Below are 25,235 nucleotides of genomic sequence, written 5' to 3' on the forward strand. Positions count from 1 at the left end.
TACTACTTTTTCTCCAGGGTAATGTCAGCCTTTACCTCATTCACCAATGCGCACCCGGCCGGAAGTTCCACGAAAACCGGCACCACATAACTGCCCGGCTCCGTATATCCTTTCAGATCAATACTTGCCTTTTTCGCCAGCTTCAGGCTTTGCAGCACCTCCTCCGGTCCCTGGATCTGAAGCTCCAGATCCACCACATGTCCATAACTTATCTCCAGTCCGTCTGCCAGATTATTGACTGTCAGAGAACTGGTTGACACTTCATAAATCTTTACACCAGGCTGCTCCACCAGAATAGAAACTACGATGTTTTTCGCATTTTCATCCAGAAGTGAAATCCCCTCCGGCAGATAGGCAGAAATATCCACCTGTTTTTCTGTCCGTTCTGTCAGATCCGTAAAACTCAGCTCCTCTGCCGGAACCATGATCTCATCCAGACTTTCCAGATTCTTTTCCGTTCCGGATACCAGGATCTCTTTCGGCTCCGGAGTCACCTTGGCAATGTTATATCCTTCTTTCGCCTGGATCCCGGAAGTATCCAGCGCAATGGGAACCCTTTTTACTTTATTTAGTTTTACTTTTACACTGACACCGTCTTTTCCCAGATTATTGGCCAGGATCGTCTGATCGATCACATTGTCATTGCCGTCGTAAAGCACCAGCCGTGCTTCCAAATCTGTGCTTTCCGATAATCCCGACACGTCTATTTCTGCCGCCACCCGATTGATGCTGTCGATCACCGTCTTAGGACCTCTTATGGTTACTTTTTCCGGATCTGCTTTCAGACTGCCAATGGTATAGCCATCCCGTACCGTTCCTGTGACGGTGGGTGTAATGGGGAAATTATTTTTGGTTTCATCGTCGATCTTAACCTGGAGATTCCTGGGAGAAGAGACAGCGCTTTCGTATCTGCCCTCATATCCCTTGACCGTCACCTGAATAGGAATCTGTGTTCCCAAAAGGAGCTCCTTCATATCCGCCGTTGCCTGGATATCTTCTGCTTTTATTTTGTTCAGCAGCGACCTTTTTGCAGTGACCGTTACGTTGACCTCTCCGGTGCCGTCCACGATCTGATACGTACGGTTACTGTCCTGCACCACTTCTTCATTGAGCACTTTTACCGCAATACCTACATACGTTTTGTCGGAGACCGGATCGTCAATGTTCACCACCATAAACCACATAAACCCTGCGATCAGGAAAGCCAGAATCTTAAGACTCAGATTATTTGTCAGTCTTTTTTTCATCTTTTCGCCTTCCTTTCCACCATTCAGCCACCTTCCAACCGGAAACCGCGGATCTGCTTTCTTTTTTCTCCTGTGCCAAAACCAGTCGGCTACGCAACTCTTCTTCCGTAATGCCCCAGAAAATACTGCCTCCCTGTGCCACAGAAACGGCTCCGGTCTCTTCCGAAACCACGATCACCAGAGCGTCGCTGACTTCGCTCATCCCGATAGCCGCCCGATGTCTCGTACCCAATTCCTTACTGATTCCCATATTATTAGATAAGGGAAGATAACAGGTGGCGGATACGATTCTGTTGCCGCGCACTATAATAGCTCCGTCATGAAGAGGAGTATTATGTTCAAAAATATTCAACAGAACCTGGCTGGAAAGAAGGCAATCCATATGGATCCCTGTCGCTGCGTACTCTGTCAGCTGGATTTCCCGTTCCACCACGATGAGAGCACCTGTCTTCGCCTTTCCCATAGCAAAAGCAGCTTCCACGATATTCTCTCTGGTACTGCCGCTGAACCTGACCTTTTCTTTGCCCGGCTCAAAAGGAAGGACCGAAGCCAAAAGCTTCCTCTCTCCCAGTTTTTCCAGCGCTCTCCGAAGCTCCGGCTGAAACACGATGATCGCCGCCGTTGCCATCACTGTGACAGAGTTCTTAGCCAGGTACAAGATGGTATTCATCCGGAAGATCGCCGCCACCAGAATAAATGCAGCCAGTACCAGAATTCCCTTTAAGAGCATCCAGGCCTTCGTATTTTTGATCCAGAGGATGACCCGGTAGATCAGGAACGTCAGTATCAGGACTTCTACAACATCCATCACCTGGATCCTTGGGATATAAAACGCCCCTGCGATATATTTTGTAATAAATCCCAAAATCCTTTGTTCCATCCTGTCACCTCCTCCTTTGGATCAATTTTTACGTTTTCCCCGCTATGTCCTGCCGTGGTCAAAGTTCTTTGTTCTATTCCTTCATTCCCAGTTCTTTTTTCAGACTCTCTTCTATCAGAGCCCTATCTATCTCTTCTTCCGCAGCGCTGTTTCTTGTTTCTTCTCTGGTGATTTCTGCCGTCTCCTGTCTTTCATGGATCTTCTTTACCTCTTTTTCTGAGGAGGAAAGAGAAATCTTCGGAACCGCCTTCACATAGTAATGATACTCGTCATCTTCAAACTCCAGCGTCTCGCTCCTGGTATAATCCACCGCAAAGAAGAACAGTTCCAGTCCCAGCCCCAGGAGAACTGCCAGCAGACCTGAAAAGATCATCATTCCATAAGAAACATGGATTCCCAGAGCAATATCTCCTGCCGCCGTTGCCACGATCCCTGCAACAACTCCTCCAGCCGCTCCTATCTTCCAGGCATGGTCCATCGCCTGCTTCCGCAAGGTATACACTACCAGAAAACTAATGGCCAATGCTACGATCATGACCCACATTTCCTTGCTTTGAAACACCTGCTTCAGATAGTCGGCCGACTGTCCTATCATATTTTCAAGACCGGCTCCCTGCGCCACTGCTGCAGCCTTTTTGAGATAGCTCAACATATAAAAAGCTATCGTCCCGCAGATGATCGCCACCAGGCAGACAGGCGTCGCCATCAGTCCAAATGCCACCGGGATCACATAAGGAATCTTAAGAGCAAATGCAATAGGTGTCAAAAGCACTACCACCGCCATCTTTGGTGTCAGCCGAAAGTAAAAAATGTACATGACCAAAAACACGGCAGCCGTCAGCACAAACAGCATCGGAGACAATGCAAATACATGGATCAGGACCAATGCCGTCCCCGCAATCACCGTCATTGTCAGAGGCAGAAATGCGCAAATGACCGCCAATCCCAGGGACACTACGGGAGACGCCAGTATCTTCATAAATCCGAAGGTTTGATTGATCACCAAAAAAACGATAAAAGCGAGTAAAAACTGTATCGCCTTTTCATAGATCTTTGAATTCTTTGCGTACATCCTCCGCACATTTTCTCTTATCATAAAAATTGTATCCATCTACTCTTTCTCCCTTTCGTACAGCTTGATCAGTCTGGTCAGGTGGTAATGGTATCGTTTCACGCGCTTTCTGGCATCCCGGTGCCTGCGGTTATAGATCCCTGCGGAAAGTAACAGATATACGGTCAAAACCGCCACATATCCTGCAATCACAGCAAGTCCCAACACCGCCGCCAAAGATACCGACAGATGCTTCAGCAGCACATCCAAAAAGACAATGCCAAGTAGTCCCATCAGGATTCCGTATCCTGCCGTCACCCATAGAAATGCGCAGATATTGTGCAGACCTACATAATCTTTTCTGTAAAACCCGCTGACCTTGAAGTCTTCTTTTCCTTTGGTCTCCTCATAATGAGACAAGTACGTCATGATTTTCACTTTTCTTTCATCCAGCATATCCCACCTCAATCTCCCACTGATCCGAACAATAGTAGTTTCAGTATAGCAAATATCAATTATATTGTCCAATACTTAGCGTCAAAAAAAAGACCTTTCCTGCACCGGATTTCCGCAGGATCCTTGAAGCTTCTTCCATTGTACTTCCCGTCGTATAGATGTCGTCCACCAGAAGCAGATTCCTGCCCCTTATGTCTCCTGCCGTTATTCGAAATGCCTCCTTTAGGTTTTTTCGTCTCCCGGTAGCTGTCAGTCTTTTCTGAGGTATCGTATTCTTCCCCCGTTCCAGCACAGGCAGCACAGGAATCCCCACATATTTTTCCAGCTCTTTTGCCAAAAGTTCACTCTGGTTATATCCCCGCGCTTTTTTTCGCCTGTGATGAATAGGAATGGGGACCAGATAATCGATCTTCCACTGACGGAGCAATTCCTTGTAGTTTTTTGCCAGCTCCCGTCCGTAGATCTCTGCATAAGCTCTTTGATTTTTGTACTTAAATCGGTAGATAGACGTACTAACAGGCGGCACATGTTCCCACACGGCCGCCCCCTGTTCAAAGGAATATGTATGTTCTTCACATTCCCTGCAATATTCTTTTTCTTCCGACAGGATCGATCTCCCACACTTCATGCAGACAGGCTGCCTGATCCGCAGCCTCTCTTCCGTTTCTTTGCATCTCTCACAGATTCCATTGCTGTTTGGTGCTCCACAAAACACACAGACGGTAGGCCATAGCAGGCACAAGAGTTTTTTTCCGATCCCTCTCCTGTCTTTCTTTTGTTTTACACGCCCGTTTTCCACTCTTCCAATTCCCGGATCCGTTCGGTTAAACTGGTGTTTCGCCTCTGTTCATTTCCATTTTGAACCATCTGGTCAAACACCGCTTCACTCCCCACCAAGGTCACACATCGTCTTGCCCTCGTAACTGCCGTATACAACAGATTTCTGTGATACAACTGCCTTGGTCCGTTCAAAAGCGGGATCACAACGGCGGGATATTCGCTCCCCTGTGACTTATGGATGGTAATAGCATAGGCCAACTCCAGCTCGTCCAGCAGTTCATAGGAATACCGCACAAGTTTCCCGTCTTCAAACTCGATCACAATCTCATCCCCGTAGACAGGGATCTCTTTTATGATCCCCATATCTCCGTTGAAAATCCCCTCTCCTTTATCTACCGTCATCCCTTTGGAAGTCCTGATCTCCCAGGGCATCTGATAGTTATTTTTGATCTGCATCACCTTGTCGCCTTCCCGAAAGATCCGATCTCCCTGTAGCTTTTCCTTCTTCTTTTCGGAAGGCGGATTCAGGTATTTCTGTAGCATCTCGTTCAGTTTTTCTACTCCCAGCACTCCCTTTCGCGTAGGCGTCAGCACCTGGATATCAAACGGTTTCGCCTGTACATAGGCAGGCAGCTTTTCCTGTACCAATGCAAGGATCACCCGCATCACCAGTTCCGGTTCCATTCTTTTCAAAAAAAAGAAATCCTTGCTTTTGTTATCCAGACGAACAGGAAGCCCCTGGTTGATCTTATGGGCGTTTACAATGATGTCACTTTCCATCATCTGTCTGAATATCTGTGTCAGCTTGACCACGGCATAGCAGCCTGAATCCACAATATCCTTCAATACACTTCCCGGACCGACACTTGGAAGCTGATCACAATCTCCTACCAAGATCAGCCGCGTCCCCGTCACCATCGCCTTTAAGAGAGCACTCATCAGAGGAAGATCTACCATAGACATTTCATCTACAATGACTACATCGGTCTCCAGAGGCTGCTCCTCATTCCTTTGGAATCCCCGTGCTCCCTTTTCCGGATCCCCGTTGATCTCCAACAGTCTGTGAATGGTCTGCGCTTCGTAGCCTGTGGCCTCCGTCATCCGCTTGGCTGCTCTTCCGGTAGGGGCTGCCAGACAGATATCCAGCCCTTCTCTTCTGAAAAAATGGATCATGGCATTAATGGTGGTGGTCTTTCCTGTTCCCGGCCCTCCGGTCAGAACCAGAACGCCCTTCCTGACCGCCTGTCTCACCGCTTCCCACTGCATCTGATCCAGCTTCATATCTTCGCAGACTTCCACTTCCTCCAGCCTCTGTCTCAGAACCTCTTCCGTTATTTCAAATCGGATATCCAGCGCCTTCAGCATTCCCGCCACATTCCATTCCATCTGGTAATATGCAGATGTATATACTCTTGTCTCATCCCCCACATTTTTTACCACAATCTTTTTTTCCACAGACAATTCTTGCAGATGAAGCCCGGGCTGCTCAATCACCACACCTAGAAGTTGCTCCGTCCGATAGAGCAAAACCTCTTCTCTCAGGTAGATATGTCCCTCTCCCACTCCCTGAAGCAGGATATAAACCATTCCGCATCGGATCCGATAATCCGAGTCTACATGGATCCCTGCCCGCATGGCGATCTCATCTACCGTTTTGAACCCTACTCCCTCTACCTTGTCTGCCATTTGATAGGGGTTTTCCTCCAGGATCCGATACACCCTGTTGCCATAATACTGAAAGATCTTCGCCGCCAATTTGGGAGAAATGCCGTACTTCTGCATGTACAGCATGGACTGCCGCATCTCTCTTTTCTCCTCCAGCTGCTCTGCGATCTCCCTGGCCTTCCTCTCGCTGATTCCCTTGATCTCCGCCAACCGTTCCGGTTCTTCCTCTATGATGCGGAAGGTCTCTTCTCCGAATGCCTCCACAATCTTGCGCGCCGTAGCTTCTCTTAATCCTCTGATTGCCCCCGATCCCAGATATTTTTCTATGGAAAGGGCGTCTGTCGGGGAGCACACTCTGGATGTCTCTACCTGAAACTGACTTCCATACATCTTGTGAACGGTAAAATGCCCATCCAGCTCTACCAGCTCGCCTTCTTCCAGGTAAGAAAGTTCTCCTACACAGGTGAGCTGCTCTTCTTTCTGTTCCAATTGGAACACTGTATATCCATTTGCCTCATTTCGATATACGATGTGATCCACATATCCTTTTATCGTTTCCATGCTGTTACCTCGGCTGTCTTCTTCCTCCGATCACTTCCTCATATCTCCCTGTTCCGATGGCTACCACCTTCATAGGATCATCTGCCACAATGGTATTGACTCCCGTCCTCTCCTGGATCAGTTCTTCCAGTCCGCGCAGCAATGCTCCTCCTCCCGTCAGAAGGATCCCTCTTTCCAGAATATCCGCGCACAGCTCCGGAGGAGTCTTTTCCAAAACCCCTACTACCGACTGGATCAGCTCTTCCGTTACTTCATGCAAAGCTCCTTCGATTTCTCTGGAAGAGACGGATACCTGCTTGGGAAGCCCCGTATCCAGACTCCTTCCTCTGATCTCTATCACCTCTTCCTCGATCAAAGGGTATACTGCTCCTGCATGAATCTTGATATGTTCTGCCGTCTTGTCTCCGATCAGCATATGATGTTCCTTTTTGATGTAATGGATGATCGCCTCATCAAAATCATCCCCCGCTACCCTGAGGGACTTGCTTGCCACCGTCCCTCCCAGAGAAATGACGGCAATATCCGTTGTTCCTCCTCCGATATCTACCACCATGCTCCCTGCCGGCTTTGAGATATCGATCCCGGCTCCTATGGCTGCCGCCACCGGTTCTTCCACCAGGCTGATGGATCTTGCTCCTGCCGCATAAGCCGCTTCTTCTACCGCCTTTTTTTCCACTTCAGTCACCTGGCTGGGAATGCAAATGCTCATAAAAGGCTTTTTCAGCATCCTTTTTCCCATAGCCTTCTGTACAAAATATTTCAGCACCTTTTCCGTCACGGAATAATCGGATATGGTTCCATGGAGAAGGGGCCGCATCGGCACTACGTTTCCCGCCGTTCTTGCCAGAAGCTGCCTCGCCTCCTCTCCAATAGCCTTTACCGTATTGCTATCCTTGTCAAACGCTACCAAAGAAGGTTCTTTTATGATCACACCTTTGCCTCTTACATACACCAGAATGCTGGAGGTTCCCAAATCTATCCCTATATCTGCTATCATCTGCTTCTCTCTTTCTTAAAATCCTCTGAATTTCCGGCACTCCGGAATTGGTTCTGTCATCCCAACTGCTATTATAGAAAAAAATCCACGAAATAAAAAGAGGTTTTTTCTTTTCATCCGCTCTAGCACAGCATCCGGATCCCCCTTTTGGTTTCCGTTCTCCTTCTGGCCTTTTCGTTTTCTAATGCTTCAGAAGAGGCGCAATATAATGACCGGTATAGGATCTTTCGCACAGGATAATCTCTTCCGGTGTTCCGGAGGCAATCACTGTTCCTCCCCTGTCGCCGCCCTCCGGGCCGATATCAATGATGTAATCCGCCGTTTTGATCATATCCAGATTATGTTCGATCACGATCACGGTGTTTCCATCTGCAGACAGCCTCTGCAGGATCTCTGTCAGTTTATGCACATCTGCGAAATGAAGCCCTGTAGTAGGTTCATCCAAAATATATATGGTTTTCCCCGTGCTTCTCTTACTCAGCTCTGTCGCCAGCTTGATCCTCTGGGCTTCCCCGCCCGATAGTGTCGTAGACGGCTGTCCCAGACGGATATAGGACAGCCCCACGTCGTGAAGTGTTTCCATCTTTCTGCGGATAGACGGAACATTTTCAAAAAATGCCAGCGCCTCCTCCACCGTCATATTTAACACATCATAAATATTTTTCCCCTTGTATTTTACCTCCAGAGTCTCCCTGTTGTACCTTTTTCCCTTGCATACCTCACAGGGAACATAGACGTCCGGCATAAAATGCATTTCGATTTTCAGGATCCCATCTCCGCTGCAGGCCTCGCACCTGCCGCCCTTTACATTAAAGCTGAACCTCCCCTTCTTGTATCCTCTGGCCTTTGCATCTGCCGTTGCCGCGAACAGATCTCTGATCAGATCAAACACTCCCGTATAGGTAGCAGGATTCGACCTGGGCGTTCTCCCTATCGGTGACTGATCGATATTGATCACTTTATCCAGCTGCTCCAGCCCTGTTACTTCCCGGTGTTTTCCCGGAATCACCCTTGCACGGTTCAGTTCCCTCGCCAGTTTCTTGTAGAGGATCTCATTTACCAGGGAGCTTTTTCCGGAGCCGGAAACTCCTGTTACGCAGGTCATCACTCCCAGCGGAAAAGATACATCTATGTCCTTCAGATTATTTTCACAGGCTCCTTTCACCTCAATCCAGCCCTGCGGACTTTTCCGTACTTCGGGTACCGGTATCCGCTTTCTTCCGCTTAGATAATCTCCGGTAATGGATCTGCGGTTCTTCATGATCTCTTTGGCCGTTCCTACAGCCACCACTTCTCCTCCGTGTTCTCCTGCTCCCGGACCGATATCCACGATATAGTCAGCCTCTTTCATCGTATCTTCATCATGCTCCACCACAATCACGGTATTGCCCAGATCCCGGAGATGTTTTAATGTGCCCAGCAGCTTGTCATTATCCCGCTGATGCAGGCCAATACTGGGTTCGTCCAGAATATAGGCAACCCCCACCAGACCGGAGCCGATCTGGGTCGCCAGACGGATTCTCTGCGCTTCTCCCCCTGACAGGCTTCCTGTCGCTCTTGCCAGGGTCAGATAGTCCAGCCCCACATCCATCAGAAACCGGATGCGGGAGCGGATTTCCTTTAGAATCTGTTCCCCGATCAGCTTTTGCTGCTGTGACAGCTTCAGTTCCTCCAGGAAGGTGTTCAGCTTTTCTATAGACAGCGCCGTTACCTCTGAAATATTTTTATCTCCGATCGTCACCGCCAAAGCTCCCGGCTTTAACCTCTGGCCCTTACAGGTATGACAGGGGGTGATCCTCATAAACTCCTCGTATTCTGCCTTCATCGTTTCCGATGCCGTCTCCCTGTATCTTCTCTCCACATTTCGGATCAGTCCTTCAAAGGCTACATCATAAACCCCTTCCCCCCGTTGCCCCTTGTAATGCACTTTCAGTTCTTTTCCGTTTGTCCCATGGATCAGCACGTCATAGATCTCCTGGGGATAGTCTCTAAACGGCGTGTCCAGGGAAAACCGGTATTCCTTACTTAAGGCGCTTAACACGGCATAGGTAAAGCTTTTTTTATCCGTGCAGGACTGCCATCCCATTACGGCGATTGCACCTTCCTGTATGCTCAGGCTCTGATCCGGGATCATCAGATCCACGTCAAACTCCATCTTATATCCCAAGCCATAACAGTCCGGGCAGGCTCCGAATGGATTGTTGAACGAAAAACTTCTCGGTTCTATCTCATCAATGCTGATCTCGCAATCCGGACAGGAAAAGCTTTGACTGAAATGGATCTCTGTTCCTCCTATCACTTCCACCGTCAAAGAACCTTCTGCCAGATGAAGTACCGTTTCCACCGAATCTGTCAGTCGTTTTTCCATTCCCTCCCGGATGACCAGACGGTCCACCACCACATCTATGCTGTGCTTGATATTTTTATCCAGCTGGATCTCCTCTGAGAGTTCATAAAGATTTCCGTCGATCCTCACCCGGATATATCCGCTTTTTTTCACTCTTTCCAGGATCTTGGCATGGGTTCCCTTTCTTCCCCTGACCACCGGAGCCAGAAGCTGGATCCTGGTTTTTTCCGGAAGTTCCATGATCTGATCTACCATCTGGTCTACCGTCTGTTTCCGGATCTCTTTCCCGCATTTTGGACAATGAGGAACACCTGCTCTCGCGTAGAGCAGACGAAAATAGTCATACACCTCTGTCACGGTCCCCACCGTTGATCTGGGGTTTTTGTTCGTGGATTTCTGGTCGATAGAGATCGCCGGAGACAGCCCTTCGATACTTTCTACTTCCGGTTTTTCCATCTGTCCCAGAAACTGCCTGGCATAGGAGGACAGGGATTCCATATACCGCCTCTGTCCTTCCGCATAGATCGTGTCAAATGCCAGAGACGATTTTCCTGATCCGCTCAGCCCGGTCAGCACCACCAGTTCTTCCCTGGGAATGTCCAGGTCGATCTGTTTTAAATTATGTTCATTGGCTCCTCTTATCCGGATCCATTGCTTTTGTTCCTGTTTTTTTGCCATGTTTTGTCCTGTGCTGCACGAATTGTGCTGCAATTCCTTTCCCTTATTGGTTTTCTTCTAAAAATTTCTTGGCTTCGACCAGCTGGTCCCTTAGGATGGCTGCTCGCTCAAAATCCAGTTCCGCTGCGGCCTTTTTCATATGCTTCTGCAGGTCTTTTATCCGTTTTTCCAGCTCCTTCTGGCTCATGGATTCCAGATCCTTATCCGGAAGATTCTCTTCTGCCGTCAGCTTTTTCGACACTGCGATCAGATCCCTCACTCCTTTTTTGATGGTGGCCGGCGTGATCCCATGTTTCTGGTTGTAATCCATCTGTATCTTTCTTCTTCGCATGGTTTCCCGGATAGCCAGATCCATGGAATCAGTGATCTTGTCTGCATACATCAGGACTCTCCCTTCAGCATTTCTGGCTGCTCGCCCAATTGTCTGCACCAGAGACGTTTCTGAACGCAAAAATCCCTCCTTATCCGCATCCAGGATCGCCACCAGCGTGATCTCCGGAATATCCAACCCCTCCCGCAGGAGATTGATCCCTACCAGCACATCAAATACATCCATCCGCATGTCCCGGACGATCTCCGTCCTTTCCAGCGTATCAATATCTGAGTGGAGGTACCGGACCCGAATCCCTACCTCCCGCATATAATCTGTCAGATCCTCTGCCATCCGTTTGGTCAGCGTCGTGACCAACACCTTATGTCCACCGGCCGCCTCTTTCCTTACTTCTCCCAGCAGGTGATCGATCTGTCCTTCCACCGGCACCACTTCTACCTCCGGATCCAAAAGACCGGTAGGTCGGATCACCTGCTGTACCCGCAAAAGCTCCTGCTCCTGTTCATAGACGCCGGGAGTCGCTGACACAAACAGCATCTGATTCACTTTCCCTTCAAATTCCACGAAGCTGAGAGGTCTGTTGTCTTTTGCAGACGGAAGGCGAAAACCGTACTCCACCAAGGTGGATTTCCTGGACTGGTCTCCGTGGTACATTCCACTGATCTGCGGGATGGTTTTGTGGGATTCATCGACCATGATCATAAAGTCATCCGGAAAATAATCTATCAGCGTATGGGGCGGACAGCCCGCCTGAAGCCCCGTCAGATGCCGGGAATAGTTTTCGATCCCGGAACAAAAACCGGTCTCCCGCATCATCTCTATATCAAAATTTGTCCGCTCTTCAATCCTCTGGGCTTCCAACAGCTTCCCTTCCCTCTTAAAATATCCGATCCGCTCCTGCAGCTCTTCTTCAATGCAGCGGATTGCCCGTTCCATACTTTCTCTGGAAACCACATAATGAGAAGCCGGAAAAACCGCCACATGACTCAGTTCGCTTTTTACCGCTCCTGTCAAAACATCGATCTGGGTGATCCTGTCTATCTCATCTCCAAAAAACTCTATCCGAACCGCCTCTTCGCCCGAACCTGCCGGAAAAACCTCCAGCACATCTCCCCGTACCCGAAAGGTGCCCCGTTTGAAGTCCATCTCGTTTCTGTCATACTGGATATCTATCAGCTTTCGTATCACATCATCCCGGTCTCTTTCCATCCCCGGCCTGAGAGACAGCACCATCTCCTGATAGTCGATGGGAGAACCCAGTCCGTAAATACAGGATACGCTGGCTACGATGATCACATCTCTTCGTTCAGACAGAGCCGCCGTAGCCGAATGGCGCAGCTTATCGATCTCATCATTGATGGACGAATCTTTTGCAATATAAGTGTCAGAAGAAGGTACATAGGCCTCCGGCTGGTAGTAATCATAATAGGATACAAAATATTCCACTGCATTATTCGGGAAAAATTCTTTAAATTCCCCGTAAAGCTGTGCCGCTAAAGTCTTATTGTGTGCAATGACCAGCGTCGGTCTGTTAAGCTGCTGAATAACATTTGCCATGGTAAAGGTCTTTCCGGAGCCGGTCACTCCCAGTAGTGTCTGGCACTGGTTACCTTCCTGAAAGCCCTTCACCAGTTGTTCGATCGCCTGCGGCTGATCGCCGGTGGGGGCGTATTCTGATACTAATTCAAAATGCTCCATGAAATCCTCCTATGAATCTGCTATCTGCATTTTCTGTTGCCATTATATCAGAATCCAAAGAAAATGTATAGAATGAATCGAATGTTTGTTCTGTTTGTTCCCAAAACTCCGCTCCGCAGATACTTTGTTTCTTCCTCCGTTCCAACTGATCTCGTCGGATACTCCGAAACCGGATAGAACTATTCGGCTTCGGATTCTTTATTCCATTATGCACCTGCCAGACAGAATGTTGCAACCTTCCTTGACAGGATTCCGGGCCGATGACAAAACAGGCTTCCGGATCACTTGAACGTACTCCGGAAACCTGCTCCCACGCAAATAGTATTCTTTTACACCGCAACCGGCTTTTTGAATCCTGCAACTTCCCTTGCTGTATGGAGGATATCCTGTTCCTTTTTCTGCTTAGGGTCCCTCTTCCGTGCCTCCGGTTCAACTAAGGCGCAAACTCACTTTCCACCAGTTGTGTACTATTTTTTCCTGTATGGTTTCATCATTTTTCCATCCGGCAGCAGATAGTACCATGTTCCTTTATATGGAATCCACTTTGAAAAAACTATGCTTCCATCTGTCTCTGCATAATACCAGTCTTCTCCCACCTTGATCCAGCCGCTTTGGCGGTAACCTTCTTCACTAAAATAATAAACCTTTCCTTCGATAGTAACAAACTTATTGCTGGGCCAGGATCCGTCTGCATAGCGGTACCACCAACCCACTGTATCTTTTACCCATTTGTCCCCCTGGATCTCCATGTAGCGTCCTTCTTCGTCCACTTTGTATCCATCGGGAGTCATCTCACTGACTGCCATCCTTCCATCTGCCTTCAAGTAATACCAAACTCCCCGGTAGAACAGCCACTGACTTTTCCGAAGGGCTCCGCTTGACTCTGCATAGTACCAGCTTTCCCCTCTTTTGATCCATCCGGTCTGCATATAGCCTCTTGCATCAAAGCTGTATCTTTCGCCACCGATCAAAGCTATACAATCCTGCGGCCAGGAACCGTTCGGATACCGATACCACCAACCGATCCCATCTTTGATCCATTTCCCCGTCTGAATCCAGACACCGTTTCCATCTACATAATATCCATCATCCGTCACAGCATTGGTCAACATAATATGGTCTGCTCCCAGATAATACCATTTGCCTCCGGAGTTGACCCACTTGAAGGTTGCCAGACTGCCGTCTTCATTGGCATAATACCATTTTCCACTGTCCAGAATCCAACCGGTTGCCATATATCCGTTTGGATGAAAATAATACAGGATTCCGTTTATCTCTTCAAACCCCTGCGCCAAAAATCTGCCCTGAAACCTGTAGCGCCATCCGCCCTGGACATTCATCCAATATCCATCTCGTATCGTTTCCTTCAGGTATCCTCCCTTTAGGTTTACCTGAAACATCCTTGCCAGATTCCTGTCTACTCCTATCAGGCTTCCTTCCAAGTCATCGGGAATATTGTTCTTCAACGTATCGTCCAAATGCACTGTAATCGCAAAATCTGAAGCCATGTCTCCGGCTGCCACCACTCTGGTCCCTTCTTTGAGCAGTTCCAGAATCCCCTCATATGCACTGTGCCATGGATCCTGTGGATCGTTTTCTGCCGATGCATAAGCTGGTGTTGCGATGGGCGCCAGTATGATCCTCGGGTGCAGAGCCTTCACATATTCATAAGTATTGGATCCTGGTACTCCATGATGGTTCATTGAACATACATCTACAGTTCCAATTTCGTTTTTCAATCGGGATTCCACTCCCCAGATATCATTGATATCGCCTCCAATGAACGCTGCTCTTCCATTGCTTCCGGTTATCTTCACGCCCAGAGAGATTTCATTCACATCATACAAGGATCCAGGCTTTATTTCTCTTGCACCGTTGAATATCCGAATCCTTGCACTTCCTAAAGGCACCTCATAAGGGTCTGTCGGAGTATTCAAAAGTATCTCTGCCCCAACCTCCTTGGCAGCATCCAGCATTCTTTCATACACATAGAGGTTATCAAAACAACCAGCCTCACTGAACAGAAACTCATCCTGATACTTGGGCGTTATGACTGTCTTTGGTCGAAATTCCCGGATAATCTCGTCTGCCGATCCGATATGATCAGAGTGTGCATGCGTTCCGATATAATAGTCAAAGTTATCTTCTGTCACTCCCAGTCTGTGCATGTAAGCGATCACTTTTTCTTCAATTCCTTGCCCGATCGTCACTCCCCACCTGGGATTTTGAGGATAGTCTTTATCCTCTCCCGAATCTACCACGGCAAAATGCCCGTCGCATTCCAATATAAATGCATTGGTACTCTGAGTGGAAGTGACCATATGAACCTTTACGATCCCAGTTTCACTCTCTGTATTCACGACATCTGTCTGCTGTGGAACTGTCTCTGCCGCCATGGCTTTCGGTTCGTTTTCAACCGTCACTTCCCGCAGATCTATTCCTTCCATCAAGCCTGGTGCATCTTGCTCTGATGCTTCTGCATCCCTGCTCTGCAAATCACTGTCTTCCGCATATACCGTTGGTATATGTACCGCTCCGGCAGCCACAGCAGCTACCAGTATGATTGCCATCCCTCTCTTTTTCCAGTTTCCTTTTTTCACGTTTCCTCCCTGACCCGCCGATCCACTCCTATTTCTGGCTTTTCTTCACAATTTCCTTGCTTTGCCTGTCGCCCTTATTTCATCTGCAGCACCACCGGACAATGATCCGATCCCATCACATCTGTCAGTATCTGTGCATCCTCCAGCCTGTCTTTCAGTTCCTCTGATACACAGAAATAATCGATCCGCCACCCTGCATTTTTTTCTCTGGCACGAAATCTGTAAGACCACCAGGAATAGATCTCTGTCTGATCCGGATAAAAATAACGGAAAGTATCAATAAAACCTGCCTCTATCAGTTCGGTGAATTTTTGCCTTTCCTCATCGGTAAAGCCTGCATTCTTACGGTTGGTCTTGGGATTTTTCAGATCGATCTCCCGGTGCGCCACATTCAGGTCGCCACAGAAGATCACCGGCTTCATCTCCTCCAGTCGTTTCAGATAGGCAAGAAAGTCTTTTTCCCACTCCATCCGGTAAGAAAGCCTTGCCAGTTCACTCTGCGAATTGGGCGTATAAACGGTGATAAAATAGTATTCCTCGAATTCCAGGGTAATCACCCGCCCCTCCTGATCATGCGCTTCTATCCCGATTCCATACTGTACCGACAGCGGCTCTTCCTTTGTGAAGATCGCGGTGCCCGAATACCCTTTCTTCTTCGCGTAATTCCAGTACTGATGGTATCCCGGAGTCGCAAGCTCCAGCTGTCCCTCCTGCATTTTAGACTCCTGGATACAGAAAATATCCGCATCCGCCTCCTGAAAAAATTCCAGAAATCCCTTCTGTACGCACGCTCTGATCCCATTCACATTCCACGAAACAAACTTCATCTATGTCCTCACTTTCTGTTTTCCTATGTATAGATTCTAGTAATATACCTTACGCAGGAACAATCCTCTTGCCGGCGCCAAAAATCCTGCCAGCCGACGATCTTCTGCCGCGATCACTACGGGAAGCATCGCCGGATCCCGTTTTCCCGTTCCCACTTCCAGAAGAGTTCCTGTCAGGATCCGTACCATGTGATACAAAAATCCTGATCCGTAGTAAGTGATCCGCACCTTTTCTCCCGAACTCAGGATCTTGATGTTAGTAATCTGCCGGACCGGATCGCTGCAATCCTTATCATCTGTAAAACTGGTGAAATTTCTTGCCCCGATCAGATAGGAGGCCGCTTTTCGCATGGCCTGGATATCCAGCTTTTCCGGATAATGATAACAATATCTTCGGGAAAATACATCCGGCTTTTCCCTGCAGTCAATATAATACTCGTACTTTTTTCCTTTTGCGCTTTTTCTGGCATGAAATCCGTTTTTCATCAGCTCTACCTTGATGACCCGGATGTCTTCCGGAAGGTAACGATTCAGGGATTCTCTGAATTCCTGCGTGTCATACAGCCTGCCCAGCTGAACACTTGCCACCTGTCCTCTTGCGTGTACGCCCGCATCCGTCCGTCCCGATCCGTCCACATGTACCCGATATCCCACCAGCTTTCCGATGCTCCACTCCAAGATAAACTGGATGGTGTTATCTGTGGTAGACTGCCTCTGCCATCCTTGAAACCTGCTTCCGTCATAGGAAATCGTCAGTTTATATGTTCTCATCTATATTCACCTTGCCTCTTTTCCATTTACAGTAAAAAGAAAGAAGCATACCTTATCGTACACTTCTTTCATCATTCTACCACCTTTTTCCGGGATTCGCAAATACTTGTTAAGCCCGCTCCGAAGCTTGCTCCAGGGCTGTTCCGAACCTGCCCCAGGCCTTGCGGCTTTGAATCCGGATGGCGGCTCTCTCCCCTTTTCAAGGAGGTTCTCACCGTCTCTTTTCTGTCTTACCCCAGGATCTTCTTCAGTTCGTCCATAAAGGTATTCACATCTTTGAACTCTCTGTACACAGAAGCAAACCGCACATACGCCACCTCGTCCAGCCTCTTAAGCTCCTCCATGACCATCTCACCGATACGGTTGCTGGGAATTTCCTTTTCTTCCAGGCTGAACACCTGCGTCTCGATCCGGTCTACTGCCGCCTTGATGGCTTCTGCTGAAATCGGCCTTTTATAACAGGCGCGCAACACTCCGTTTTCTATTTTGCCACGATCATACTGTTCCCTGTTATTATCCTTTTTGATAATGATGAGTGGGATCGTCTCCACTTTTTCATAAGTGGTGAACCTCTTTTTGCAGATTTCACAGGCTCTCCGTCTTCGGATGGAATTCCCGTCCTCCGTCGGTCTGGAATCCACTACTTTTGTATCCGGGTGATTGCAATAAGGACATTTCATGTTGTCTAACCTCTTCTCATTTTGTTGGTTTCAGTATAGCCTGTCCGGTTCGTGAAGTCAATCCATTGTCCCTTACAGTTCCGGTTCCTTCCGTTTTTCTTCCTTCAAATATCCTCCTATTTAGACATGACCTTCTCACTCTCAAATGCCTTCACGATCACCCCTGTCAAAATCACTCCCAATGCCAGTGTTTCCGCCACCGTGATCCCGTACTGGAACAAGGTGATCTCCTGACTCATGATTCCCTGAATCGCCATGGCATTGTTGTAAAACGGGACAAACCAGAGGCTTTCCTGGGGTTTTCCTGTTGAAAACATGGAGATCAGACCGATGATCAGCACCAGCATATAGGCCGGCATAATATAAGTTCCTGCTTCTTTCACCGTCTTTGCAAACACAGAGATCAGTGCAATGATGGTAGAATACAGGAAGGACATAAACAATAGCAGTACTCCCAGCATAGCGATCTGCCCCGCCTGAATATCCAGGTGGAAGTTTGCTCCCGACAGCTTGTCTTTAAAAATCGTATTCGCCGCCACTGCCAGGGCCGTCACATATACAATTGCGGAAATTCCGGAGATCGTCATAAGCGAAAACACCTTCCCCAGTACAATAGAGCTTCTCTGGATCGGCGTCACCAGAAGGCTGTACATGGTTCCTCTTTCCTTCTCTCCTGCTATCATATCCGTTCCGATTCCCATCGCCCCTGCAAACAAAAAGACGGTTACAAAGTAGGGCAGCATGGTTCCCGCCATCTTGCCTGTCGCCTTCGCCTTATCCTGAATATACATCTGAGAGTTGTCTGTGTTGACTTCAAAAACCGTCAATTGCCTCAGATCTTCCACTCGCTCTACCAGAAGTGTCTGACGATAAGATTCCAGCATTGTTTTCACAAAGGAGGACGTCTTGGCCGAATATTCTTCTGACGGATTTTCGTAGGTATTGACCCAGGGAAGAGGCTCCCCTTCTTTGTAAGCCTTTGTCTGCTCTTCAAATCCATCGGAAAATCTTACGATCAGATCGATCTCTCCCTCTTTGATCTTCTTCTTTGCCGCCTCAAATTCTTTTTCAGATTCAATCTGTGTATATTCGGCCAAAAATCCTGACGCTTCCATCTGTTGCTGAAAGTCTGTCGGCGCGTGAAGTGTATAAATCCTGGATTTGTGTGCCTCGATGTCTTTCTGCTTCCGTTCCGCCATCATTCCCACAACCGAAAAAATAACCAGCATGATCACCACCGGCAATACAAAGACAGAAAATACCATTTTTTTGTCCCTGAATATCCGCGCCATTTCTTTCCCGAATATTTCTCTGATTCCTTTCATGCCGCTACTCCCCCTTCTTTTCCCTGTAAAATTCGAAAAATGCGTCTTCCAGATCCTGTGCTCCGGTCTGCTGCAGAAGTTCTGCCACCGTACCTTCTGCCACCATTTCTCCATCCACAATGATCCCGATCCTGTCACACAGTTTTTGTGCTTCCGACATAATATGGGTGGAAACCACGATCAGCTTTCCTTCATTCCGCAGCTTTTTCAGATAGTCTGTTACCCCTCTTGCCGTGATGATATCCAATCCGTTGGTAGGTTCGTCAAAAATAACGATCCTGGGATCATGTACCAGACTCACTGCAATGGCTGCTTTCTGCTTCATTCCTGTGGAAAGCTCCTTGATCTGCTTATGGGCAAAGCCTTCGATCCCAAAATAGGAAAACAATTCCTCTTTTCTCTGTTGAAGAGTATCTTTTTCCACTTCATGCAGCCGTCCGAAAAAATCAAACATATAATCTACTGTAAACTGCTCATCCAGTTTAATGTCACTGGTCAGAAATCCAATCTGCGTCCTGACTTTCTTGGGCTCCTTCTGCACCTCGTATCCATTCACATAAATCTCTCCTTCGGTAGGAGGAATCAAGGTAGCGATACAGCGGAGCGTGGTCGTCTTTCCCGCACCGTTTGGTCCCAGAAGGCCATAGATCTCTCCCTCTTTCGCCTGAAAGCTCAGATTTCCTACCGCCGTCTTTTTAGGATCCTTCGTCTTTAACTCCATCATCTGCTTTTTGTTCAGACGATACACCTTCGTCAGATTTTTGATTTCTATCATCTTTGCACCCCTCTTCCTGCTCGTTTCTGATATTGTCTTATTGTATTGCTTTGTTGATACAATCATACTTCCTCTCTTTTTTCTTGTCAACCTCTTTTTCTTCCCCGGAGATGCTCCGGACGCCCCGCTTCCTTCCCTCTGGCTTTCTCTGTGCTTTCCCGCATGTTTGCAGGGATTTTCTTTGATTTTCATACTCACATACAATTTCCTGTAAAACAGAACCATCAGCCCTATGAGGTGAACTCCTTTCGTCAGGTTCCGTCTGACAAAAGAGGCCTTCACTGCTGATGGTTTCTGATTGACCCTATTATTTCCAATGTTTCTGGCATGTTTGATATTTGATGGCTTTTTACAGGATCCTTGTCCCTGTTTTTCCCTGAACCGCAGCTTTTACATGATCGAAAGAAGTGATGATCGCCCTTCTTCCCTCCCGTTTCTCCAGAAAGGAAATGGACGCCCGAAACTTCGGAAGCATATTATATACTCCAAAGTGTCCTTCTTCCATATAGCCTTTTGCTTCCTCCACGCTGATCTCCTCCAGCTGTTCCTCTCTGTCTGTCCCCATGTGGATCTTTACCTTTTCCACGCTGGTCAGGATAATCAGTTCGTCTGCATCCGTCTCTTCTGCCAGCTTCCCGGCCGCCAGATCTTTCTCCACTACCGCGCTGGCTCCCTTCAGATGATGCTCCTGCTCCAGCACAGGGATCCCTCCGCCTCCGGCTGCGATCACCACCTGATCTGCATCCAGGAGCGCTTTTATCGCATCAATCTCCACAATGGCAACCGGATTGGGCGCCGCTACGATTCTGCGGAAACCTTTTCCCGGCTCTTCCACCACATAATTTCCCTTTTTCCTCTCCTTTGCAGCCTCCTCTGCGTTCAGATAACGCCCCAACACTTTTGTAGGCGTGTAAAAAGCTTCGTCATAGGGATCTACGATCACCTGGGTCAATACGGTACTGACCGTCCGATAAAGACCTCTATTTAACAATGCTTCTCGAATGGCCTTCTGCAAGTCATATCCGATGTATCCCTGACTCATAGCCGAACACACTGACATGGGCGCTGCCGTATAGTCCTGGTGCTCTTTGCCAAATTCATTCATGGCTGTATGGATCATCCCCACCTGAGGCGCGTTGCTGTGGGTGATCGCCACCTGATACCCTTCTTCTATCAGATCTGCGATCGCTTCCGCCGTCTTTGTTACTGCCTTTTGTTGATCCGGCAGGGTGATTCCCAACGCCCTGTGTCCCAGTGCCAGTACCGCTCTTTTCTTCATTTGCGTTCCTCCTCACAGCTTTCTGTCATGCCGTTTCTATTGAAAATGATTATAACATACCTCTTAATGAAAAATAATACTTGCATTCTTTTTCCAAATTCGCTAGAATAGGTCTATCGGGGTATGGCTCAGCTTGGTCAGAGCGCACGGCTGGGGGCCGTGAGGTCGCAGGTTCGAATCCTGTTACCCCGACTGTAAAGAGAGCATCACACACTTTTGTCTGATGCTCTTTTTTGTTGTCAGCAAAACTACTGCTGCTCCATGCGGCCTCTTCTCTTCCGGTCCCCGCTATAATTGGATCACATCTTCTATCGTATAATAACCTGCCGGCTTCCCTTCCAGAAACGCCGCACAGTCGCAGGCTCCTCTCGCAAAGCATTCCCAGTTATAGGAGTGGTGGGTAATTTCCAAACGCTCTCCCATTCCTCCCAAAAATACAGTATGACTGCTGGGGATATTGCCTGCCCGCAGGGAATGGTATCCCATGGTTCCCTTTTCTCTGGGAGATGCTCCTTCCCGTCCAAAAACAGCCATTTTTTCCCATTCTTTTCCCAATGCCTTTGCCATCGCCTCTCCCAGCTCTCTGGATGTCCCGCTGGGAGCGTCGATCTTCCATTGATCATGCATTTCCAGGATTTCGACATCCGCCTCCGGCAGTAGTCGGACTGCTGTTTCCAGAAGCTTTCGCATAACATTGACCATCCTGGATGTATTTGCTGCGTAAAGAATAGGGATTTCTCCCGCGGCCTGTACAAATTTATTTCTCTCTTCTTCTGAAAATCCGGTAGTTCCACATACCAGCGCTTTTTTATGCCTGCGTGCGGCGTCCAGGACATTCATAGAGGTCTCTCTGGTGGAAAAATCAATGATCACATCACAGTCCTCTATGATCTCCTCCAGATCATCATAGACCAGCTTTCCCAGATTTTCCCCCAGCATAGCCGCCTGTCCCAGGTCTTTGCCTACATAGTCTCTTCCTTTGGGGGCGACTCCTCCCACCAGAATCATATCCTCTCTCTGTGCTGCCGCCTGTGTGATCAGCTTTCCCATTTTTCCTCTCGGTCCTATCACAATCACATTCATCTTTCTTCCCTCCCGTCTTTTCTTTGTTTTCGGATCCCTCTGGTAAAATTATAGCACATGGCAAAACTTCCAAAAATATTTTCTTGCTTTTTATTTTACAAGGATCTATAATTGTATCAAATTTATAATACAGACGAACAAAGGAGGAGTCTCATGATACTAGTAAATACAGATTACATCCCCGGAAAGAAGTTTGAGATCATCGGTCTGGTCAGAGGAACCATGGTACAGTCTGTACACATCGGAAAGGATATCCTGAATTCTTTCAAAACCATCGTAGGCGGCGAATTGACCTCCTATACGGAAATGATGAACGAATCCCGCGCCACCGCCACGCGCCGTATGGCAGAAGACGCCGCTTCCATGGGAGCTGATGCCGTTATCAACATCCGTTACGCTTCCAGTCAGATCGTTCAGAATGCTTCTGAAGTTATGGCCTACGGAACAGCTGTAAAATTTGTAGAATAATCCGGTCACAAAATGTTGCGGCCTTTGGAGCAGTTTTTCTGATCAACAAAAAATTTCAAGAGAGAGCCCTGCAAGTTGTCGCGTACTTGCAGGGCTCTCTCTTTTCCTATCACAGACATACGACGCTGATCCGGACGGGTCTTTGTTCTTTGTCGCCGCCTCTTTTATCAGATCAATGATTTTTCATCCATCCGCATTTTCTCCAGACGGCGTACTCTTTCATCTAGATGACGTTCTTTCATGTATTGATACACGCTGGGAGGTACATAGTCCGCCCACTCCTCTCCCAGAGCTATCTTTCGCCGGATGCAGGAAGAAGATACGCCTTTTTGCTCCGGCGTTTTTCTCCACAAAACCTCCGTTCTGACTCCCAGGCCTTCCAGTATCTCAAGCTTTTCTGCATCCCATTCTTCATACAGCCCCAAAAAATATGTGGCGTCCTTTGGTGCATACTGTAAAATATATTCGGGAAGGTTGATGGGAAACGGAATAATATCAAATTCATTCTCCGGAACTCTGAATTCCCGAAGAGCCATCCGCAGCATTTCATACCGTTCAAAATAGGTAAAGGGATTTGCCGATTTCTCCGACCGGTTCCTATCTGCCTCCGACTCCTTTGTATGCAGTGCATCCGGGTTATTGATCCCAATAAAGAGCTTGGAGCACTTCATCTTTGCCGCCAGAATATATTCCATATGCTTCAAATTCAACACCTGAAACCTTCCGTTTACCACACCTGTTTCTATCACAGCACTCTCTCCTTCCCGATGGAAATCCTGCCTTCCGCCGGGGAAACTATTTCTGATTTGCCGGCTCTACCGCCACTGATTTCCCTTTGATCTTTGTCCGGTTCATGTTGGAAAGGATCTCTCTTGCGTAGGACTCCGGAACCTCTACAAATGTATATTTGTCATACATATCAATGGTTCCTACCAGATCTCCAGGAATATTGCTTTCACCGGTCAGCGCTCCCAGGATATCTCCCGGTCTTGCCTTGTTCTTTTTCCCGATATTGATAAAGAGCCTTACCATTCCCGGTTCTTCTGCTCCTGTATCTCCAAATCCTTCTTCCTCTCCATCCGCTCTTTCTCCAAAGCAGATCTTCAGCAGAGCGGCAGCCATATCCATACTGGTATATTCTGATTCATTTATCTTGGATTGTATCAAATTCAGATAAGATGTCAACTCCCCTTCTTCTATGACTCCTTCCACCCTGTCCATTAAAAGCTCCAGCTTTGTGTTCGCCACATCGTCCAACGACGGAACTTTTTGTGCCAGGATCCTGGTTTTACAATACTTTTGGATCTCCCTCAGCTTGTATACTTCTTTGCCTGTTACAAAAGAGAAGGAGCGCCCCACTCTTCCGGCCCTGCCTGTTCTCCCGATCCTGTGCACATAATATTCATCGTCCTGCGGAAGATCATAGTTGAACACCGCTTCTACTTCATCTACATCGATTCCTCTGGCCGCCACATCTGTCGCTACCAAAATATCTGTCTTTCCTTTTCGGAACCCTTCCATCACCCGGTCTCTCTGTGTCTGTTTCATGTCTCCGTGAAGACCTGCTGCAAAATAGCCTCTTCCCAGCAGTCCATTTACCAAAAGATCCACCTGCTTTTTCGTATTACAAAATACTACCGAGAGCTTCGGGGTATAGATATCCAGCAGTCTGGAAAGCACTTCCTCTTTGTTCTTCGGTCTGACTTCATAGTAGAATTGTTCAATATTGGGAACGGTCAGTTCCTTTTTTGTCACTTTGATGATCCTGGCCTGTTTCTGGAAGCGTTTTGTCAGATCCAGAATGGGCTTTGGCATTGTAGCAGAAAACAGGACAGTCTGCCTTTCTTCCGGAACTCCCTCCAGAATCGTCTCAATGTCTTCCCTGAATCCCATATTTAACATCTCGTCTGCCTCATCCAGCACCACTGTATGAACCCCGTCCATTTTCATGGTCCGGCGCCGCATATGGTCCATCACACGCCCCGGGGTCCCTACTACCAGCTGAGCCCCTTGTTTCAGGGAACGGATCTGTTTCACGATCTCCTGTCCCCCGTATACCGGCAGGATCTTTATTCCATGCAGATAGGCTGCCAGATTTCTGATCTCATCTGCCACCTGGATCGCCAGCTCACGGGTCGGACATAAGACTACCGCCTGCAGCTTCTTATTTTTGGGGTCTATCTTCTCCAAAAGCGGGATTCCGAACGCAGCCGTTTTTCCGGTTCCTGTCTGCGCCTGACCGATCACATCCTGTCCTTCCATGACAGCCGGAATCGCCTGTGTCTGAATCGGCGAAGCCTCCTCAAAGCCCATTTTTTTCACTGCCTTTAAAATTTCGGGGCAAATCCCCAGTTCCTCAAATCTTACTGTTTCCATTCTCTAACCTGTTTCTTCCTTTCCAACGAGATCCTTCTACCTCATTTCGACCCTGACGCCATCCTTTGGCGCAGATCATTCATGCCATCCTAAAGCTTTCTCTCCTGCCTGCTTTCTCATATCTTTCCATGCCGCATCCCAAAAAACGGCAGATGCATCATATCTTTCATATTTTTCAACACTCGTTCTCCGCAAGATGCACAAAGCTTGACGGAATTTTCGTCCTATGGGATGCAATTTCCCATGAAATAAAAATACCCTCTACCCGAACCAGGTAAAGAGTACCTACATTTTCCTGTGCCATCATAGCACAGATTCCCTTCGGCTGTCTACTTTTTTCTTGAAAACTGCCGGCTTCTT

At 48.0% G+C, this 25,235-nt stretch carries 20 protein-coding genes and 1 tRNA gene; 2 read left to right on the top strand and 19 right to left on the bottom strand.

The window, feature by feature from the left end; genetic code table 11:
- Positions 1-2: 2 nt before the first annotated feature.
- From FYJ34_RS02180 to arcC, 16 genes are all read right to left on the bottom strand, one after another.
- Positions 3-1,247 carry a CdaR family protein gene (locus FYJ34_RS02180; protein ID WP_154475869.1) on the bottom strand — a complete coding sequence of 415 codons (1,245 nt, stop codon included), beginning with the start codon at positions 1,245-1,247 and terminating at the stop codon, positions 3-5.
- Positions 1,225-2,127, bottom strand: a complete 903-nt coding sequence (cdaA, locus tag FYJ34_RS02185; RefSeq protein ID WP_154475871.1) for a diadenylate cyclase CdaA — start codon at positions 2,125-2,127, stop codon at positions 1,225-1,227. Before cdaA ends, FYJ34_RS02180 begins: the two co-directional genes overlap by 23 nt.
- Positions 2,128-2,200: 73 nt before the next feature.
- Entirely contained in the window at positions 2,201-3,238 is a 1,038-nt protein-coding gene (locus tag FYJ34_RS02190; protein ID WP_154475873.1) for a hypothetical protein, read from the bottom strand.
- Positions 3,239-3,607, bottom strand: a complete 369-nt coding sequence (locus tag FYJ34_RS02195) for a hypothetical protein (RefSeq protein ID WP_235899453.1) — start codon at positions 3,605-3,607, stop codon at positions 3,239-3,241.
- Between the two features lie 82 nt (positions 3,608-3,689).
- Entirely contained in the window at positions 3,690-4,433 is a 744-nt protein-coding gene (locus FYJ34_RS02200; protein WP_154475877.1) for a double zinc ribbon domain-containing protein, read from the bottom strand.
- Positions 4,415-6,640, bottom strand: a complete 2,226-nt coding sequence (gene recD2 / locus FYJ34_RS02205) for an SF1B family DNA helicase RecD2 (RefSeq protein WP_154475879.1) — start codon at positions 6,638-6,640, stop codon at positions 4,415-4,417. The genes FYJ34_RS02200 and recD2 overlap by 19 nt, the downstream gene beginning before the upstream one ends.
- A 4-nt stretch (positions 6,641-6,644) precedes the next feature.
- Positions 6,645-7,637 carry a rod shape-determining protein gene (gene mreB, locus FYJ34_RS02210; protein ID WP_154475881.1) on the bottom strand — a complete coding sequence of 331 codons (993 nt, stop codon included), beginning with the start codon at positions 7,635-7,637 and terminating at the stop codon, positions 6,645-6,647.
- 181 nt (positions 7,638-7,818) lie between these two features.
- Positions 7,819-10,662 carry an excinuclease ABC subunit UvrA gene (gene uvrA, locus FYJ34_RS02215; RefSeq protein WP_154475883.1) on the bottom strand — a complete coding sequence of 948 codons (2,844 nt, stop codon included), beginning with the start codon at positions 10,660-10,662 and terminating at the stop codon, positions 7,819-7,821.
- 43 nt (positions 10,663-10,705) lie between these two features.
- Positions 10,706-12,691 (bottom strand): excinuclease ABC subunit UvrB, encoded by a 1,986-nt coding sequence (gene uvrB, locus FYJ34_RS02220; protein WP_154475885.1) that lies wholly within the window; start codon positions 12,689-12,691, stop codon positions 10,706-10,708.
- Between the two features lie 467 nt (positions 12,692-13,158).
- Positions 13,159-15,291 carry an MBL fold metallo-hydrolase gene (locus FYJ34_RS02225; protein ID WP_154475887.1) on the bottom strand — a complete coding sequence of 711 codons (2,133 nt, stop codon included), beginning with the start codon at positions 15,289-15,291 and terminating at the stop codon, positions 13,159-13,161.
- A gap of 74 nt (positions 15,292-15,365) precedes the next feature.
- Positions 15,366-16,118 carry an exodeoxyribonuclease III gene (locus FYJ34_RS02230; protein ID WP_154475889.1) on the bottom strand — a complete coding sequence of 251 codons (753 nt, stop codon included), beginning with the start codon at positions 16,116-16,118 and terminating at the stop codon, positions 15,366-15,368.
- 36 nt (positions 16,119-16,154) lie between these two features.
- Positions 16,155-16,889, bottom strand: coding sequence for a tRNA pseudouridine(38-40) synthase TruA (truA, locus tag FYJ34_RS02235; RefSeq protein ID WP_154475891.1), 735 nt, complete (start codon positions 16,887-16,889; stop codon positions 16,155-16,157).
- A 230-nt stretch (positions 16,890-17,119) separates the two neighbouring features.
- Entirely contained in the window at positions 17,120-17,569 is a 450-nt protein-coding gene (gene nrdR / locus FYJ34_RS02240) for a transcriptional regulator NrdR (RefSeq protein ID WP_154475893.1), read from the bottom strand.
- A 116-nt stretch (positions 17,570-17,685) separates the two neighbouring features.
- The gene (locus FYJ34_RS02245) at positions 17,686-18,894 is read right to left on the bottom strand and encodes an ABC transporter permease (protein ID WP_154475895.1); all 1,209 of its coding nucleotides are present in this window, start codon (positions 18,892-18,894) and stop codon (positions 17,686-17,688) included.
- A 4-nt stretch (positions 18,895-18,898) separates the two neighbouring features.
- Entirely contained in the window at positions 18,899-19,669 is a 771-nt protein-coding gene (locus tag FYJ34_RS02250; protein ID WP_154475897.1) for an ABC transporter ATP-binding protein, read from the bottom strand.
- A gap of 349 nt (positions 19,670-20,018) precedes the next feature.
- Complete coding sequence (gene arcC, locus FYJ34_RS02255) at positions 20,019-20,948, bottom strand: carbamate kinase (RefSeq protein ID WP_154475899.1); 930 nt, start codon at positions 20,946-20,948, stop codon at positions 20,019-20,021.
- Positions 20,949-21,065: 117 nt separating this feature from the next.
- On the opposite strand from arcC, the gene FYJ34_RS02260 reads away from it, so the two are divergent.
- Positions 21,066-21,140, top strand: a tRNA-Pro gene (locus FYJ34_RS02260).
- Between the two features lie 96 nt (positions 21,141-21,236).
- Here the strand turns inward: FYJ34_RS02260 and dapB are convergent.
- Positions 21,237-22,031 carry a 4-hydroxy-tetrahydrodipicolinate reductase gene (gene dapB / locus FYJ34_RS02265; protein WP_154475901.1) on the bottom strand — a complete coding sequence of 265 codons (795 nt, stop codon included), beginning with the start codon at positions 22,029-22,031 and terminating at the stop codon, positions 21,237-21,239.
- A gap of 153 nt (positions 22,032-22,184) precedes the next feature.
- Between dapB and FYJ34_RS02270 the strand changes: the two genes are divergently transcribed.
- The gene (locus tag FYJ34_RS02270; protein WP_154475903.1) at positions 22,185-22,499 is read left to right on the top strand and encodes a YbjQ family protein; all 315 of its coding nucleotides are present in this window, start codon (positions 22,185-22,187) and stop codon (positions 22,497-22,499) included.
- A 167-nt stretch (positions 22,500-22,666) separates the two neighbouring features.
- On the opposite strand, the gene FYJ34_RS02275 is transcribed toward FYJ34_RS02270, so the two are convergent.
- Together FYJ34_RS02275 and FYJ34_RS02280 are read right to left on the bottom strand one after the other, a co-directional pair.
- Positions 22,667-23,248 carry a hypothetical protein gene (locus FYJ34_RS02275; RefSeq protein ID WP_330582502.1) on the bottom strand — a complete coding sequence of 194 codons (582 nt, stop codon included), beginning with the start codon at positions 23,246-23,248 and terminating at the stop codon, positions 22,667-22,669.
- 46 nt (positions 23,249-23,294) lie between these two features.
- Complete coding sequence (locus FYJ34_RS02280) at positions 23,295-24,875, bottom strand: DEAD/DEAH box helicase (RefSeq protein ID WP_154475905.1); 1,581 nt, start codon at positions 24,873-24,875, stop codon at positions 23,295-23,297.
- Positions 24,876-25,235 lie beyond the last annotated feature (360 nt).

This window comes from Suipraeoptans intestinalis (assembly GCF_009696485.1).
Taxonomy (GTDB): domain Bacteria; phylum Bacillota; class Clostridia; order Lachnospirales; family Lachnospiraceae; genus Suipraeoptans; species Suipraeoptans intestinalis.